The organism is Polaribacter sp. KT25b, assembly GCF_900105145.1.
Taxonomy (GTDB): domain Bacteria; phylum Bacteroidota; class Bacteroidia; order Flavobacteriales; family Flavobacteriaceae; genus Polaribacter.
On record NZ_LT629752.1, the window covers coordinates 1107731 to 1125377 of the forward strand.

The window sequence follows — 17647 nt, forward strand, 5'->3', positions numbered from 1 at the left end:
ATACCAACCTTTCAATTATTTTGAGTTTTTTATTTTCAAAAAATAAACATATCTTGCAAAGTATTATGCATGCATAATAAATTTAATTAAGAAATTATGAAATATAAGCACATTTTTGAACCATTAGATTTAGGATTTACGACCTTAAAAAATAGAATTTTAATGGGTTCTATGCATACAGGTTTAGAAGAAGAAAAAAACGGAATTGATAGAATTGCGGCTTATTATGCAGAAAGGGCAAGAGGAGGAGTAGGATTAATTGTTACAGGAGGAATTGCCCCAAACATACAAGGTTGGACAGGTCCTTTTGCAGCAAGAATGTCTACAGAAAAACACGCAAAACATCATCAAAAAATTACAGAAGCAGTACATAAAGAAGGAGGTAAAATTTGTATGCAAATTTTACATTCTGGTCGTTATGGTTATCATCCATTTAGTGTTGCACCATCAAAAATAAAATCGCCAATAACACCTTTTAAACCATTTAAATTAAAAGAATCAGGAATTAAAAGAACAATTCGTGATTTTGTAAACTGCGCAGAATTATCAAAATTAGCAGGTTATGATGGTGTAGAAATTATGGGTTCAGAAGGATATTTAATTAATGAATTTATTGTAAAAAGAACCAATAAAAGAACAGATTCTTGGGGTGGAGAATATAAAAATAGAATGCGTTTTCCTATTGAATTGGTTAAACAAACAAGAAAAGCTGTTGGTAAAGAATTTATTATTATTTACCGATTATCAATGTTAGACTTGGTAGAAAATGGGAGTTCTTGGGAAGAAGTTGTTCAACTTGGAAAAGAAATTGAAAAAGCAGGTGCAACTATTATAAATACAGGAATTGGTTGGCATGAAGCAAGAATACCAACAATTGCAACATCAGTTCCAAGAGCAGCATTTAGTTGGGTAACAAAAAAAATGAAAGAAGAAATATCAATTCCGTTGGTAACTTCTAACAGAATAAATATGCCAGAAACAGCTGAGAAAATATTATCAGAAGGAGATGCTGATATGGTTTCTATGGCGCGACCTTTTTTAGCAGATCCAGAATGGGTTAATAAAGCTGAGGCAGAAAAAGCTGATGAAATAAATACTTGTATTGGTTGTAATCAAGCGTGTTTAGATCATGTTTTTGAAAGAAAAGTGGCTAGTTGTTTGGTAAATCCTAGAGCTTGTCATGAAACGGAATTAAATTATAATCAAACAGAAAATAAGAAAAAAATAGCCGTAATTGGTGCAGGTCCTGCAGGATTAGCAGCAGCAACAATTGCGGCTAAAAGAGGTCATATAGTTACACTTTTTGATGCTGATAAAAAAATTGGAGGTCAGTTTAATATTGCAAAACAGATTCCAGGAAAAGAAGAGTTTTATGAAACGTTACGTTATTTTAATAAACAAATTAAATTGCATAATGTAACTGTAAAGTTAAATACAAGAGTTTCTACGGATGATTTATTAAAATCTGATTTTGATGAAATTGTAATTGCAACAGGAATAAAACCAAGAGAGTTAAAAATTGAAGGAATTGAAAACAAAAAAGTATTAAGTTATATAGATGTTTTAAAATTGAAAAAACCGGTAGGAAAACGTGTTGCAGTAATTGGAGCAGGAGGTATTGGTTTTGACGTATCAGAATATTTAGCGCATGAAGGGGAATCTACATCATTAAATATTGATGCTTGGTTAAAAGAATGGGGAATTGATAAAACGTTAAAAGCTAGAAGTGGAATAGAAGGTGTAAAAGCTGAGGTTCATCCTTCACCAAGAGAAATTTTTATGTTTAAAAGGAGCAAAGGAAAATTTGGAGGTAACTTAGGTAAAACTACAGGTTGGATACATAGATCAACTTTAAAAAAGAAAAAAGTACAATTTATTGGCGAAGTTTCTTATACAAAAATTGATGATAAAGGTTTGCATTATACTCAAAATGAAGAAGCAAAAATTTTAGAAGTTGATACTATTGTTATTTGTGCAGGTCAAACTCCATTAAAAGATTTGTATCAGCCTTTATTAGATGCTGGTAAAAATGTTCATGTTGTTGGTGGCGCCGATTTTGCATCAGAATTAGATGCAAAAAGAGCCATTAATCAAGGTGCAAGGTTGGCTGCAGAATTGTAATTATTAGGGTTTATTTAACTTTAAGTAAGTAAGCAACCTTTAAATTTGTAATTATAAAATATATAAAAAATGAAGAGAATTTTAGTTGTTTTGATAGCCTTTGCAAGTACAGCTTTTTTTGCGCAACCTCCTGGAGGTGGTAATGGTGGTGGTAGAAGATCACAAGGTCAAGAATCAGACCAAAATGAAGAACAAAAAGTAAAGAAATTTAGTGCTAGTGATGTTGCTGGTGTTTTTTATTATGATATTGAAGAAGTTATAAAAAAACTTAAAATTAAAGATGAAAATAATCAATATTTAGTAAGTAAAGCTTTAAAAGATTATAATTTTAAAATTAAAGAAATTTCATTTTTAAATTCGAAAAAATTCTCAGATTTTGATTTAGCAGTTAATTCTGTTGTACAAGGAAATGATAGAGAAGCTAGTTTAGAAATGAGAAAAAAAGTTGGTGAAATAATTGGTCCAATAAAAGATGAAATTCATGAAAATGAAAAACAATTAAATGATACCTTAGAAAAATTACTTTCAGAAAAGCAACAAAAAAAATGGTTAAAATATCAAAAGAAAAAGAAAGAAAGTTTACAGCCTAAGAAGTCAGATAACGAAAATAGAGAAAGAGCTAGATCTAATTCTAGAGGAACAAGAAGACAGTAATAAATTACTTTAAATCCTATGTTTACATAGGATTTTTAATTTTCTGAATCTTTATTTAAATAAAAAATAATTGTCGATATTTGCCACGAATCTAACTAAATAAGAAATATGGGAATGAATAAAAATGCTGTCCTTGGTTGGGCAACTCTTTTAATGTTAATTATGGGTGTTATACTTATATTATTGGGAGCTTATAGATATAATGATGTTGCTGGTTGGGGGTTTGCAACAGTAGGAATTGGTTTTTTCTGTATTGCGTGGGTTTTCAACGCTTTAAAAGGGAGAATGTAAAATAAGTCTACATTTTTTAGTAGCAAAATCCATTTATAATTTTATAAAATATATATAATGAGTGATGATAAGAAAGTAATTTTTTCAATGAATAAACTTTCAAAAACCTATCAATCTACAGGGAAACAGGTTTTAAAAGATATTTATTTAAGTTTTTTTTACGGAGCAAAAATTGGAATTCTTGGTTTAAATGGATCAGGAAAATCAACTTTATTAAAAATTATTGCTGGTGTAGAAAAGAATTTTCAAGGTGATGTAACTTTTGTTCCTGGCTATAAAGTTGGATATTTAGAACAAGAACCACAATTAGATCCAGAGAAAACAGTAATAGAAGTTGTTAAAGAAGGAGTTGCAGAAACTGTTGCTATTTTAGATGAATACAACAAAATTAATGACATGTTTGGCTTAGAAGAAGTGTATTCTGATGCTGATAAAATGGAAAAATTAATGAACCAGCAAGCAGAACTTCAAGATAAAATTGATGCTGCAAATGCTTGGGAATTAGATACAAAATTAGAAATTGCAATGGATGCTTTAAGAACTCCAGATGCTGATAAAAAAATCGGCGTATTATCTGGAGGAGAAAAAAGAAGAGTTGCTTTATGTAGATTGTTATTACAAGAACCAGAAATTTTATTGTTAGATGAGCCAACTAACCATTTAGATGCAGAATCTGTACATTGGTTAGAGCATCATTTAGCACAATATAAAGGAACTGTAATTGCAGTAACCCATGATAGATATTTCTTAGATAATGTTGCTGGTTGGATTTTAGAATTAGATAGAGGCGAAGGAATTCCTTGGAAAGGAAATTACTCTTCTTGGTTAGATCAAAAATCTCAAAGAATGGCACAAGAAAGTAAAATGGCTTCTAAACGTCAAAAAACTTTAGAGCGAGAATTAGATTGGGTTCGTCAAGGAGCAAAAGGTCGTCAAACGAAACAGAAAGCGCGTTTGAAAAACTATGATAAGTTAATGAGTCAAGACCAAAAACAAGTTGATGAAAAACTAGAAATCTATATTCCTAACGGACCAAGATTAGGTACAAATGTTATTGATGCAAAAGGTGTTTCTAAAGCGTTTGGAGATAAATTATTGTACGAAAATTTAGAATTTAATTTACCGCAAGCAGGAATTGTAGGAATTATTGGGCCAAATGGTGCTGGTAAAACTACAATTTTTAAAATGATTATGGGAGAGGAAACTCCAGATGCTGGAAGTTTTAATGTTGGAGAAACTGCAAAAATAGCTTATGTAGATCAAGCGCATTCTGATATCAATCCAGAGAAAACAATTTGGGAAAACTTTTCTGATGGTCAAGATTTAGTAATGATGGGCGGAAAGCAAGTAAATTCTAGAGCTTATTTAAGTCGTTTTAACTTTTCTGGAAGTGAGCAAAACAAAAAAGTAAATACCCTTTCTGGTGGAGAAAGAAACAGATTGCATTTAGCAATGACTTTAAAAGAAGAAGGAAATGTTTTACTTTTAGATGAGCCAACTAATGATTTAGATGTAAATACATTAAGAGCATTAGAAGAAGGTTTAGAAAATTTTGCAGGTTGTGCAGTTGTAATTAGCCACGATAGATGGTTTTTAGATAGAGTTTGTACACATATTTTAGCTTTTGAAGGAGATAGTCAAATATATTTCTTTGAAGGTTCTTTTTCTGATTATGAAGAAAATAAGAAAAAACGATTAGGTGGAGATTTAATGCCTAAACGTTTAAAATATAAAAAGTTAATTAGATAAATAACTGTTTATTTAAAGAAAACAACAAAAAATCTCAACTATAATAGTTGAGATTTTTTGTTGTCTTCTTTAATAGTTTGAAGAAAAATTATCGAAATATTTTAGAGAGCATAAATAAAAATAGATCATCACTTTTAAAAGTTTCGCGTATTTTTTTAAAAGCAGTGTGCATATGTGCTTCTACTGTTTTTACCGAAATATTTAATTGATTTGCTATTTCTTTATATTTTAATCCTTCAAATTTATTCATTTGTAAAATTTCTTTACTTCTTTTTGGTAAAGAATCTATAGCTACTTTTAATTTTAAAATACGTTGTTCTATTATTTCATCATTGTCACTAATTCTATCACGTAAAGCACGTTCTTTAATTTCATCAAAAAAACTTTCCTTGTGTTTTTGTTTTCTGTAAATATCTATATAACTGTTATATGTAATCTTGTATAAAAAACTTTTAATAGATTTTTTAGTGTCTATTTTTTTTCTATTTGTCCAAAGTGTTATAAATACTTGTTGTACTATGTCTTCCGCTTCTTGTAGGTCGCCTGTAAAAGTATTAGCATAATTTAAAAGCTTTTTATAATAGCGATCAAACAATGTTCTAAATGCTTTTTCATCGTCTTTCTTTATGTTCTTAGCTAGCGTAAAGTCTTCTAAAAAAGATTTCAAATTAAGTTTTATTTTTTTGAAAAAGCAAATATGATAAAAAAAAACAAAATTTAACTAAGGGTTTAATGTTAAATGAACGTATTGTTAATATAAATTTAATAAAACAGTTGTTCTGTTGAAGAAAATAATAATAAAATATATCGCCAATACAATTACAGACCAAGAGATGGAATCTCTTAGGTTGTGGCTGAAAAAGGAAAAAAATCAAAATACATTTGAGCAATATATAAAAGCTTTTTATGATATAGATACCGCAATGAATAAACCAGATCTTGATGCAGCTTATAAAAAAATAAAGCTTTCTATTGATTCTAAAAAGAAATCTAAATTAAGAGTTCTACCAGTTTGGTCTAGATATGCAGCGGCGGCTGTGGTTGTATTTATATTTTCATATATATATGTTTTTGATAATAAAGAGCAACCTGTAGAGGTTTTAAACACTTTTGTAACTACTGTAGAATCTGGTGTAGATAAAGCAACTTTAACATTAGATGATGGTTCTAATATTATTTTAGAAGAAGGTAAAGCGTATAGCAATAATACAGTAGCTAGTAATGGAGAAGAGATTATTTATAAAAAGGAGCAAGAAACAATAATTAATCTAGATGATAAAGTTGAAACAATTAAGACAGAACCTAAAATAGTTTACAATTATTTAACAACTCCAAGAGGAGGAGAGTTTCAAGTTATGTTAGCCGATGGAACGCACGTTTGGTTAAATTCTCAAACAAAATTAAAATATCCTACATCATTTAAAAAAGGAGTATCTAGACAAGTAGAACTTGTTTATGGAGAAGCTTATTTTGATGTTTCATCAAGTAAAAACCATAACGGAGCTACTTTTAAAGTAATTTCTAATTTACAAGAAGTAGAAGTTTTTGGAACAGAATTTAATATTAAGGCTTATAAAGATGAAGCTAGCGTATATACTACATTGGCAGAAGGAAAAGTAGCTGTTAGTAATTTTGCTTTTAATGAAAATTTAAAAGTAGGACAACAATCTATCATTAGTAAATCAACAGGAGAAATAACTATAAAAACGGTTAATATTTACAATGAAACAGCTTGGAAATCTGGTGTTTTTTCTTTTAAGAATAAATCGTTAAAAGAAATTATGAAGGTCTTATCTCGATGGTATGATGTAGATATTGTTTTTGAAAATAAAGAATTAGAAACGATTAAGTTTAATGGTGTTTTAAGTAAAAAAATGACACTTGAAGAAATTTTAAGCCCTATTAAAAGAAACTCTAATTTAAATTATATCGTAAACGATACCAAAATAATTTTAAAATAAAAAAAAGGGATAAAGTAAATACCGCTCAAAGTACATCGCTTTATCCCCAAAGAAATATTAATTAAAATGATTAACTAATACTTTACAAATTTATGAAAATTAATTTTACTCAAGAGTGGCTCAAAAAGCAAACTCAAAATTTTATTATGAGGACAGTATTTTTATTATTTTGTTCTACAGTATTTAGTTTTACTTCAATTGACGTCATCTCTCAAAATGCGGAAATTAAAATAAATCAGGATAAAACCGTAACTGTAGATCAAATATTTGACATTATTCAAGCACAAACAGATTATACTTTTATTTATCGTTCTGATATGTTTATTGATTTACCTCGTGTAGAGTTAAAGAAAGGTGTTGTTAAAGCAAAGAAATTATTATTAAAAGCAATACCTAGAAGGTACTATAATTTCGAATTATTTAAAGACAATACTATAGTAATAGAAAGAAATACTATTTCTAGAAAAGTAGATGTTAGTGGTAAAATTATTGATGTTAATAACAATCCACTTTCTGATGTAAATGTAATTGTTAAAGATTTAAACCTTGGAACCTTTACGAATAAAAATGGGGAGTTTTTGATGACCATACCTCATGAAAATTTTAAATTAACTGTTAGTCTCTTAGGATATAAAACAGTTGAGATTGATTTGTCTTTAGAATCAAACTTGTCTAATATTAAAATTACTCTTAAAGAAGATTTATTAGGATTAGATGAAGTTGTAGTTACTGCAAAAAAAACAGTAAGTAGAGAAGGTACATCTACCTATAAAATAGGTAGCCAAGCTATGAAACAAGTTCAGGCTATGAATTTAGGCGATGTACTTAGTTTAATTCCTGGTAATAAAATTGAACAAACAAACTTAACGTCTACAAAGCAAGCAAATTTACGAAGTGCCGTAAGTTCTGATGTAAACTCTTTTGGTACAGCTATTATTATTGATGGCGCAGCAATTAGTACAGATGCTAATATGCAAACAAAAAACTCATCTACTTTAGATGGAGGAAAAGCAGTTGTTGGCGGCGGTGTAGATTTAAGAAGTATAACATTAGCTAATGTAGAATCTGTAGAAATTATTACAGGTATTGCCTCACCAAAATATGGTAATTTATCATCTGGTGGAATTTTAGTAAAAAGTAAAGTAGGTAAATCTCCTTATATTGTTTCTGCAAATGTTTCATCAACAAATTATCAAGCGTCTGTAGCAAAAGGATATGAATTAAATAAATTTGGTGTTTTAAATACAGATTTATCTTACGCGTATTCTTCTGGATCGCCAACAGAACGAAAGTTGTTTTATCAAAGTTTTAATTTAGGACTTCGTTGGAAATTACCTGTATTTAAAGATGTACAATGGAATCATTTTACTTCTCTAAGAATAGGTCACTCAGATGATGGTAATCGTCATGAACCAGAAGAAGTTTTTAAAAATGAAGCTGATGTAAAAAGTACTTCTTTTCAAGCTACACTGTCTGGAGATTTTAGGTCATCATTTTTAGGAAAAGTAAGTTACAATTTTAGTGGTAGTGTTGTAAATCAACATTCTTTTTATGATACTTATGTTATTAACGGACCTTTTCCTATTATAGAGTCTATAGAAAGTGCAACTTATGCTACTACATATTCTGCAAATGCATTTAATCAAACAAGAGATATAAAAGGTAAACCAATCAATTTAAATGGAAGAATTGATGCTTCTCAAAATGCAAGTTTTAAGAGCTTCGATTTTAATTTTGAAACAGGTTTGCAGTATTCTTTTGATGACAATACTGGTAGTGGTAGAGTTGCTACAGGAAATATTGCACATACACAAGATATTGCAGGAAGTAGATCTGCAACTTTTGAGAAAATTCCGGCTTCTAAAACTTTTTCAGCTTATCATCAAACAATTATAAAACGTTCTGGAGATGCTTCTAAGCAACAATTAAATTTAGGACTTAGGTATGATAATATGTTAGAGCGCTATAACTTGCTGTCTCCACGTATGTCTTTTTCATCAAAGCATAATAATTTTACAGCTAGAGGAGCTTGGGGAGTTTCTTACAAGGCACCAGCAATGGTACAATTATATCCAGGAAGGGCATATATAGATTATATCAATTTTCAATATTATGCAGAGAACCCAGAAGAACGTTTAGCAATTGTAACAACCTATGTATATCAACCCACAAACGAGCATTTAAAACCTAATTATTCAGATTTAAAAGAAATTGGTTTTGATTGGTCACCTTCTTTCATGAATTTTAATTTCACCTATTTTAAAAAAGATATGCGTAGAGGTATTTCTACAACAGATGAGTTGTTATTATTGCCAAAAGCTGTTTATGAAGTGGTAGATGCGCCAATAGGTGTGCAACCAACAGTTGAACTTACCGGAGAGGTAAATAACATACCAAGAACGGTAAAAGTAATGAATAACAATTATTACGTTTTAACTAATGGAGTTGAAGCGACAATAAGTCCAGAGAAAATAAAAGCAACAAATACACAGTTTAATTTTAGATATAGTTATTTAGAAAGTGTAGTAACAAATACAGGTTTTGATATAGATAAATCTAATTATGTTGTTGGCGATAATTCTGTAAGATATGGTGTTTATGATAATTCTGTAAGAAAGTCTATTAGAAGTTTTGGTACTTTAACATTAATACAACATATACCTTCTTTACGTTTCGTTTTAACCCTTTCTGCAGAACTAAACTTTAAAGAAAGTAGCCAATATACGCGTACAAATATATATCCATTTGCATATTATGATATAGATGGTACTTATATAGAAATTCCGGAAGAAAACAGGATGAATCCAGAATTCGACGATTTAAAAAAAGATGCAAATTCTTATATTTCTGATTCAACTCCATTTTATAGTAATTTTAATTTGCAGATACGTAAAGAAACTAAACAAGGGCATTCTTTTAGTTTTTACGCCAATAACGCTCCATGGAACAACCCAACTTATGAGTTTTTAGGAAGTAGAAGAACATTAAATAATAAAATATCAGTAGGGTTTAATTTAACCTTATTAATTAAATAGTAATTCAATAAAAATAAATCAATAATAGTAAAACAACAACATGAAAAAAACAATTTTAAAACAACTAGGTTTAACAAAGTTAATTGCATTATTCCTTTTAATATCTGTAACAATTAGTTGCGATAATGAAGATGATATTCCTAATTTAGGAAATTTAGAAATTCAAGTAACATTGGCAAGTGGTCTTAGTGATATATCTTTAACAGATATAGATGTAACAATTACACAGACGATTGATAATTCTACTTTAACAATGAATACAGATGCAAATGGTTTGGCAATTTTTTCTGATATTCCTGTAGGAACTTATACAGCAGTAATAGCACATTCTACAGACGACTATACTTTAAGTGGTACAGCAAATAATATAATAATTGCAAAACAAGAAACGGTTGCAACCACATTAGAAGTAGATGCAGTTAACCAAGACGGAGGTTTGGTGCTTAAAGAAATTTACACATCAGGATCTGGTTTTGTTACTCTATTTAAAGATTCATTTATTGAAATTTTTAATAATTCATCAGAGACTTTATACGCAGATGGTATGTATATAGCTAATTTATTTGGAGATTCTGGTGCAACAGGGAGCGTTTCAGTTTACAGCGTATTAACAGATGAAAATTATGTGTATACAGATGTGATGAGTCAAATACCAGGAACAGGAACAGATTACCCAGTAGCTGCTGGTAAGAGTATTGTAATAGCACTTAATGCAATTAATTATAAAGAAGCTAGTGCAAATCCAGATGGAGAGTTAGATAATACAGATGCAACTTTAGAGCATTATTCTATAGATTGGTTAGAAGCACAAGGACGTGCCGGAAATTCTTTTTTCGAGTTTGATAACCCAGCAGTACCAAACATGACCAATACGTATATGTTTGAAGGTACTAACTTTTTTAGATTATCTACACCAGGAAGTATTGTTTTAGTTAGTAGTGATGCAACTTTTGATGCTTCTAGTATTGTAGATTATACAAAACCAGGATCTACTACTACCTATAAAATAATGAAAATTTCTATTGAAAATGTTGTAGATGGTGTAGAGATTTTAGATAATTCAGCAGCGGCAGATTTTAAACGTATGCCTTCTTCTATAGATGGTGGATTTACATATTTAACTGCAGATAGAGCTGTTTCTTATACAGGTATAAGTAATAGAAGAAAAATTGATGAAGTAGCTACTGCTCGTTTTGGTAGAACTATTTTATTAGATACAAATAATTCAACTATAGATTTTGAAGCAATAGATTTTCCAGATAAATATGGTTATAATGAATAATAAAATAAACCATGTAACAATAAAGAGAGTGTTTTTAACATTCTCTTTATTGTTTATTGTGTTAAATAGTTTTTCTCAAACAGCTAGAACTTTAAATAGTTTGTCAGTTATTGAGAGAGATTTTCAATTTGAAATGTTTGAAAATAGGTATTTTCAAATACCATCGTTAATCAATCAATCTAATCTTACAAAGTTTTCTTATGGAGAAGGTAAGTATTTATATGCTGAGGGGAAATTAAGGCATCCGCAAGAATATAAAAAACAAAACGGATTGTATTTAAAAACGGCTTCTTTGGCACCTTTAGAAAACACCAATTGGACTTTTTATGGTGGCTTAGAATATTTAAATACTAGAATAGAAGATGTAGAAAATAATTTAACCTATGGTATTTCAGAATATAATTCTCCATATTATTTTTTTCAGAAAACAACAGGTTTATGGAATCATCAGAATTATAATTTTGAAATAAGTGCAGCTAATAAACTAAACTCTAAATTAAGTTTAGGTGGTTATTTAAATTATGATACCAATTTTTATTTTAGAAAAACAGATACTAGAAATGAGCTAACGGCTTTAAAAATTAATGGAAAGCTTTCTGCTAGTTATCAATTTAACAAAAAGCATTTATTGAGTTTAGCTGTAAGTACAGAATTTTTTAAAACAGATTCTGAACTAGGAAACAAGTTTCCAGAAAATAACACAGAACTTACTGCAAATTATTATTTAAACACCGGTTTAGGTTCTTATATTAAAAATATAGATAACGGCTTTCAAACCAAAAGAGTAATACCTCAAATACAATTGTATTGGCTTCTAAAACAAAATAATTGGGATTTATCTGTAGAAAGTGCTACCAAATATGGCGTAGAACGATGGATTGATAAAAACATTGTAAGGTTAGATGAGAACGAAGAGTTAACGAAGTATAGTTTTTTAAATCAGCAATTTAATGTTGTTTTTAATCAGTATCATAAGAACCGTTTAGTTTCTATTAATTTAAATGCTCAATATTTAAAAGGAAAAGGTAAAGTTTGGCAAGAAGTTGGTACATATTATGCTAAAAACTTTAATGCTACAAACTATAATTTTAAAACAGAAGCTACTGTTTTATTTTATAAAAAACTATTAAATAAAGTAAGTTTAGGTGTAAATTATTTTAATGTAGAGCAGTTAGATTTAAACTATGCATATCAATTCGATTATCAATTTTTAGAACCTAAAATAGCTGTTGGCTTACATAAAGTGGTTTCTACTAAATGGGCGCTTTTTACAAATATTTCTGGGTTATATCATCATGTTTTAGATATACAAAACAACCCTTATGCAGCCAATAATATTTATGTAGACTGGATTGGTAATAGTGTTGCAGATTATGTTGGTACAAGTTCTTTTAATCTTAATACCAAATTAGGTTTTGATGTAAAACTTAAAAATGAAAATAAATTAGAATGTTCTGTAACTGGAGATTATTGGAAAGCTACAAACTTATCTAACGAAACAGTTAATTATATTTCAAAAAGCGATGATTATTTAAGCTTGGTTGTTGGTCTTAAACTCTATTTTTAATTGAAATGCAAACTTTCTGATGTAAGAATTAGTAGTATTTAAAAAATTTAAAAACAAAAAAATGAAGTCATTATTTAAAATAGTCATCTTTTTTATTCCGCTTTTTATTTGTGCGCAAAAGATGAATAATGTTCATTTAGAAGAATATGATTTAGCAAACGGATTACACGTTATTCTTCATAAAGATGTAAATGAACCTAATGTAATTGTTGGTACTAAATATCATGTGGGATCTAAGAATGAGGAAGTTGGTAAAACAGGATATGCTCATTTTTACGAGCATCTTTTATTTCACGGAACAAAAAATATCCCGCAAGGAAAATTTGAAAAAATTATTTTAGATGCTGGTGGATATTGTAATGCATATACCAGTTATGATGTAACTTATTATTATCAATTATTGCCTGCGCACGAATTTAAATTGGGGCTTTGGGCAGAATCAGAAAGAATGTTACATCCGGTAATTACGCCAGAAGGAATTAATCGTGAAAGAGAAATCGTAAAGGAAGAAAAGAGAATGCGTTATGATAATAAACCTTTAGGAAATTCTTATTTTGAAATGATGTCTAAAATGTTTTCTGATGAAACTTACGGACATAATATGATAGGTTCTATGAACGATCTTAATGTGGCTTCTAAAGAAGATTTTGATGCTTTTTTAAAAACATATTATATTCCTAATAATGCCTGTTTAGTGGTTTCTGGTAATATTGATATTAAGGAAACTAAAAAATGGATAAAACTTTATTTTAAAGATATTCCTAAAGGGAAAAAGATAAAAAGGCCTAAAAATTTTGATAGAATCTCTGGACTTGAAAAGCATACAGAAAGAACTGTAAAAGGTTTAAAAAATGAATCTATATTAATAGGGTATCCATTAATGTCACAAAGTAATTCTGATGCTTCGACAATGCAAATAATAAGTGCTATTTTATCTGGAGATAGAGATTATTCTTATTTCGAAAATCATCTAAATATAGAAAAAGATACAATTATTAAGCGCATTAATGCATCAGCAGATTTTTGGGAAAAAATAGGCACATTGCGTATTACTGCTACTGTTAAAAATAAAAATAGCGAGTCATATTTACAAGAAAAAATAGAAGAACAATTAACATTATTAAAAAATGAACCTGTAAATCCTGTTTTATTACAACAGGTAAAAAAACAATTCGAAGCTATTTATGTAGATTATTTTTATCACGCAGAAACATTTGCAGATAAGGTTACTAGTTTTTATCATTTATACAATAAGACATCAGATATTAAAAATTTGATAGAAAATATAAATAAAGTAACAAGTAAAGATATTCAGCGAGTTGCTAAAAAATATTTAGATAAAAAGAATCAAGTAGTAATTGTTTATCACCCAGAATAATTTATCAAAAAAAATGAAAAACATTTATATATTAATATTTGCCATTTGTTGTAGTTTTAAAACGTTTGCTCAAGTAGACCGTTCTATGCCACCAGAAGCAGATGAGCCTGCAAAATTAAATGTAGGTAAATTAATTCCTATTCAACTAGAAAATGGGCTTCGTGTTTATTTGGCTCCTGTAAAAGATTTTCCAAAATTTACAATATCAGTAAATATAGAATTACCAGGTTATGATGAGGAAACTCGACTAGCAGAAAAGAAAATTTTAAATTCTGCGTATTCAAATAAATTATCAGAAAAATATCCTAACGGAGAAATTGATTCTATAGCCAAGTATTATGGTGCCATGTTAAATGCAAGTATGAATGGCGGTACAATTAAAGGTATGAAACAAGATATAGATCTTTTATTAGATGTCTATGCAGATGCATTATTACATCCTGTTATTACTGATAAATACATACAAAAAAGACGAGAAGAACAAGTAGAGAAAGATCGTAAGAAAACGACTAAAGTAAATACACGTAAAAAAGAATTTTCTGTTGAAAAAATTATAGATTCCTTATTATTTGGAAGTGAAGAAAAAGTTGCAAAAACAAAAAAGACAGTAAAGGCGAACTATAAAGGTTTAACAATTTCTGATATCGAAAAGTTTAAAAATGATAGAATTGTATCTAATAATTCTTTAATAGTAGTTGTTGGAGATTTTACAGAAAAAGAATGTAAAAAATTAATGACGCATTATTTTGGTGCTTGGAAACCTGGAGAACCTTATGTTAAAAATAGCCCGATAACAAAAAAAACTTCTATTATTAAAAGAAGAAAAATAGTGGTTGTAGATGCGCCAAATGCGGTACAGTCGAAGATTTCTTTTAGATGGCATTTAGGAGATGCATATACTTATTTTAATGATGATTTAAAGCTACAAGTATTAAATGAAATTTTTGGTGCAAGTCAGTTGTCTTATTTATATAAAAATTTAAGAGAAGATAAAGGACTTTGTTATTTTATAAGATCTTCTGTTGGCGCTTCTGCGGTTGGTGGTAGCGGAAGTGTAAGTACAAGTGTTCGTAATGATCAAACTGCGTATGCTATAGAAAACATTATTTTAGAAATGTTGCGATTAAGAAATGGAAAAGTAAGCGCTTCTGATTTAAAAATTGCTAAAAATAGTTTAATTGGTAGTTATACACGATCTTTAAATGCAATTGCGCCAATTCCTTATATTACGTTTGCTATGCAAAAGGATTTATATCATCTTTCAGATGATTACTTACAAAGCAAAGTAGAAAAATATTATGAAGTAAATGTAGATGATATTATGGCTATGTCTCAAAAATACATAGATCCTTTTAAAACTGTTATTTCAATTAAAGGAAAAGTTTCTGAACTAAAAGGAACTCTAGAAAAATTTGGAGATGTAATGTATTTTGATCAGAAAGGAAATAAAATTGAATAAAACGAATGCTTTCCCCTTAAACTTTGTCAGTTTAAAATCTCAGGTTAATTAATTTACCTGAGATTTTTTTTACCTCATTTATTGTGAATGTTAAAATTACCAGTTATAGAATATAGAATTTAAAGCTTTATTGTAAATAAGTGTTGTGCTAATTTATGTTGATTTATGCGTTAAGTTTTAGCTCTTTTTTAATTTGATTAAAACTAACTATTTATAGCTTTTATCATTCTATTATTACCAAATAAATCTTTACGCAGTTCAATGTTTTTAAAACCCTTTTTTTCTAACATTTTTACCGTTTCATTCCCTAAATATTGATTAATTTCAAAGAAAAGTAATCCGTTTTTAGTAAGCTGTTTTTTTGCCAAATCAGCAATTTTATCATAAAAAATTAACGGATTTTCATCAGAAACAAACAATGCTAAATGAGGTTCGTTTTGTAAAACATTATTCTGTATTTCTACTTTTTCTAATTCTCTAACATAAGGCGGATTAGAAATTATAATATCAAATTGTTTAGAAAGAGAATTCGTTTTTAAAATGTCTGTTTCTATAAACTCAATTTCAACGTTATTTAAATCAGCATTTTTTTTAGCAATTTTTAATGCATCAGAAGAAACATCAATTGCAGAAATAATTGCAGTTGGTAAATTTTTTGCTAAAGAAATTGGTATGCAACCTGTTCCGGTTCCAATATCAAGAATATTTAATGGTTTACCTACTTTTAAACTCTCTAATTTTTCAACTTCTAAAAGAATCCATTCTACCAATTCTTCGGTTTCTGGTCTTGGAATTAACGTATTTTCATCAACCAAAAAAGGAAATCCATAAAACTCTGTATTGCCAATTATATATTGAATTGGTTCTTCATTTTTTAAGCGTTCTAAAGCGTTTTGTAAAAGTATAAATATATCGTACGGAATTCTAAAATCTGGTTGTAAAGTAATGTTGATTCTTTTTAAATTTAGAAATTCATCCATCAAAATAAAGAAAAAAGAATCTATTTCTGTTTTAGGATAAATGTCAGAAAGTTTTGTAGAAAATTCTTCTCTATAAAGACTTACTGTCATAAAAGGGTGTAATGGTTTTTTATTCACTTTTATCGTTTTTAAAAAATTATAGTGTTTTTATCATCCAAACATTACACGAATAATGACCGGTGTTTCCTATAGGTTTATCAAGATTTACAAAACCATTTTTTTTATATAATGCTCGTGCAGCTTCCATATAAGGTAGCGTTTCTAAATAACAATTTTCAAATCCTAAATCTTTTGCTTTTTTTAAACAGCAGGAAATTAGTTTTTTACCTAAACCTTTTCCTCTGCTAATTGGTAAAAAATACATTTTTTGAAGTTCGCATGTTTTACCATCAAAATTATCTAATTGTGCAATTCCTGCGCCGCCAACAATTTTATTATTGTGTTCAATTACATAGTAAGTAGAAGTTGGTTTTTGAAAGTTTTCAAACATTAAATCAGTTGCTTTATCTTCATAAGCAGTTCCAACTTTTGGTACACCAAATTCTATTAAAACGTCTCTAATTACTTTTGCAACTTGTGCATTATCTTGATGAATAATTTCTCTTATGATAAAATCTGTACTTGACATTTATTACTGTATTTTTGCAAAAGCAAGTTACCTATTTTTTTAATATTTTTTGATGAAAAAAGCACTCTATTTTTTAGGATTATTTTTATTTTTATATAGTTGTTCTGTTAAAAAACCGCCAGTTTTTGTAAAGGTTGATGACGTACAAGTTCTTAGTTTTTCTTCGGATACAATTCGTTTGAAAGCAAATGTATATTTTAAAAATCCAAATGATGTTAGTGGTAAAATTTCTACGGATGATATTTTAATATTTGTAAATAATGTTGAGGTTGCTCAAGTTTTTTCTGATGAATTTAAAGTTCCTTCTCGTAGAGATTTTTCAATTCCATTAACAGCAAATATATCTACAAAAAGAATTTTAAGTTCTGATAAAAATGGTGTTTTAGGAGGTTTAATCAATTCATTTTTAACCAAAAAAGTAAATGTTAGAATTACAGGGAAACTAGATTACGTTGTTTTTGGTTATAAAAAAGAGTTTATAGTAGATAAAACAGAAGAAATAAAAATTAAATTTTAAGCAGAATTTATTGCAGCTTTTTATA

General features: G+C 28.6%; 14 protein-coding genes. 11 read left to right on the forward strand and 3 right to left on the reverse strand.

Annotation, left to right across the window (positions count from 1 at the left end; translation table 11 throughout):
- Positions 1-93 precede the first annotated feature (93 nt).
- The 4 genes from BLT70_RS04580 (at position 94) to ettA (ending at position 4815) form a co-directional block, all read left to right on the forward strand.
- Positions 94-2121, forward strand: coding sequence for an FAD-dependent oxidoreductase (locus BLT70_RS04580; RefSeq protein WP_368086348.1), 2028 nt, complete (start codon positions 94-96; stop codon positions 2119-2121).
- Between the two features lie 69 nt (positions 2122-2190).
- Positions 2191-2775 (forward strand): hypothetical protein, encoded by a 585-nt coding sequence (locus BLT70_RS04585; RefSeq protein WP_091892119.1) that lies wholly within the window; start codon positions 2191-2193, stop codon positions 2773-2775.
- A gap of 108 nt (positions 2776-2883) precedes the next feature.
- Positions 2884-3066, forward strand: coding sequence for a CAL67264 family membrane protein (locus BLT70_RS04590; protein ID WP_091892121.1), 183 nt, complete (start codon positions 2884-2886; stop codon positions 3064-3066).
- A 57-nt stretch (positions 3067-3123) separates the two neighbouring features.
- On the forward strand, positions 3124-4815 hold the full coding sequence (ettA, locus tag BLT70_RS04595; protein ID WP_091892123.1) for an energy-dependent translational throttle protein EttA: 1692 nt from the start codon (positions 3124-3126) through the stop codon (positions 4813-4815).
- Between the two features lie 88 nt (positions 4816-4903).
- Here the strand turns inward: ettA and BLT70_RS04600 are convergent, their stop codons facing one another.
- On the reverse strand, positions 4904-5482 hold the full coding sequence (locus BLT70_RS04600; RefSeq protein ID WP_157691834.1) for an RNA polymerase sigma factor: 579 nt from the start codon (positions 5480-5482) through the stop codon (positions 4904-4906).
- 115 nt (positions 5483-5597) lie between these two features.
- Here BLT70_RS04600 and BLT70_RS04605 point away from each other — a divergent pair, with 115 nt between their 5' ends.
- The 6 genes from BLT70_RS04605 (at position 5598) to BLT70_RS04630 (ending at position 15497) form a co-directional block, all read left to right on the forward strand.
- A complete protein-coding gene (locus BLT70_RS04605; RefSeq protein WP_157691835.1) occupies positions 5598-6776 on the forward strand; it encodes a FecR family protein in 1179 nt (392 codons plus the stop codon).
- Positions 6777-6922: 146 nt separating this feature from the next.
- Positions 6923-9811 carry a TonB-dependent receptor gene (locus BLT70_RS04610; protein WP_172824390.1) on the forward strand — a complete coding sequence of 963 codons (2889 nt, stop codon included), beginning with the start codon at positions 6923-6925 and terminating at the stop codon, positions 9809-9811.
- A gap of 40 nt (positions 9812-9851) precedes the next feature.
- Positions 9852-11093: a DUF4876 domain-containing protein gene (locus BLT70_RS04615; protein ID WP_091892131.1), complete on the forward strand. Its 1242-nt coding sequence runs from the start codon at positions 9852-9854 to the stop codon at positions 11091-11093.
- Entirely contained in the window at positions 11086-12660 is a 1575-nt protein-coding gene (locus tag BLT70_RS04620; RefSeq protein ID WP_157691836.1) for a DUF6850 family outer membrane beta-barrel protein, read from the forward strand. The genes BLT70_RS04615 and BLT70_RS04620 overlap by 8 nt, the downstream gene beginning before the upstream one ends.
- A gap of 61 nt (positions 12661-12721) precedes the next feature.
- Positions 12722-14038, forward strand: a complete 1317-nt coding sequence (locus BLT70_RS04625; protein WP_091892134.1) for a pitrilysin family protein — start codon at positions 12722-12724, stop codon at positions 14036-14038.
- A 13-nt stretch (positions 14039-14051) separates the two neighbouring features.
- Complete coding sequence (locus BLT70_RS04630; RefSeq protein WP_091892136.1) at positions 14052-15497, forward strand: pitrilysin family protein; 1446 nt, start codon at positions 14052-14054, stop codon at positions 15495-15497.
- Positions 15498-15700: 203 nt separating this feature from the next.
- On the opposite strand, the gene prmC is transcribed toward BLT70_RS04630, so the two are convergent.
- Entirely contained in the window at positions 15701-16567 is an 867-nt protein-coding gene (gene prmC / locus BLT70_RS04635; RefSeq protein WP_091897412.1) for a peptide chain release factor N(5)-glutamine methyltransferase, read from the reverse strand.
- Positions 16568-16613: 46 nt separating this feature from the next.
- Positions 16614-17105, reverse strand: a complete 492-nt coding sequence (locus tag BLT70_RS04640) for a GNAT family N-acetyltransferase (RefSeq protein ID WP_091892138.1) — start codon at positions 17103-17105, stop codon at positions 16614-16616.
- A gap of 52 nt (positions 17106-17157) precedes the next feature.
- On the opposite strand from BLT70_RS04640, the gene BLT70_RS04645 reads away from it, so the two are divergent.
- Positions 17158-17622: a hypothetical protein gene (locus BLT70_RS04645; RefSeq protein WP_091892140.1), complete on the forward strand. Its 465-nt coding sequence runs from the start codon at positions 17158-17160 to the stop codon at positions 17620-17622.
- The last annotated feature ends 25 nt before the right edge of the window (positions 17623-17647 follow it).

Coding starts and splice junctions, on each gene's coding strand:
- BLT70_RS04640 (WP_091892138.1), bottom strand. CDS start 17,105: ATGTCAAGTACAGATTTTATCATAAGAGAAATTATTCATCAAGATAAT.
- BLT70_RS04625 (WP_091892134.1), top strand. CDS start 12,722: ATGAAGTCATTATTTAAAATAGTCATCTTTTTTATTCCGCTTTTTATT.
- BLT70_RS04620 (WP_157691836.1), top strand. CDS start 11,086: ATGAATAATAAAATAAACCATGTAACAATAAAGAGAGTGTTTTTAACA.
- BLT70_RS04590 (WP_091892121.1), top strand. CDS start 2,884: ATGGGAATGAATAAAAATGCTGTCCTTGGTTGGGCAACTCTTTTAATG.
- prmC (WP_091897412.1), bottom strand. CDS start 16,567: ATGACAGTAAGTCTTTATAGAGAAGAATTTTCTACAAAACTTTCTGAC.
- BLT70_RS04615 (WP_091892131.1), top strand. CDS start 9,852: ATGAAAAAAACAATTTTAAAACAACTAGGTTTAACAAAGTTAATTGCA.
- BLT70_RS04630 (WP_091892136.1), top strand. CDS start 14,052: ATGAAAAACATTTATATATTAATATTTGCCATTTGTTGTAGTTTTAAA.
- ettA (WP_091892123.1), top strand. CDS start 3,124: ATGAGTGATGATAAGAAAGTAATTTTTTCAATGAATAAACTTTCAAAA.
- BLT70_RS04585 (WP_091892119.1), top strand. CDS start 2,191: ATGAAGAGAATTTTAGTTGTTTTGATAGCCTTTGCAAGTACAGCTTTT.
- BLT70_RS04610 (WP_172824390.1), top strand. CDS start 6,923: ATGAGGACAGTATTTTTATTATTTTGTTCTACAGTATTTAGTTTTACT.
- BLT70_RS04645 (WP_091892140.1), top strand. CDS start 17,158: ATGAAAAAAGCACTCTATTTTTTAGGATTATTTTTATTTTTATATAGT.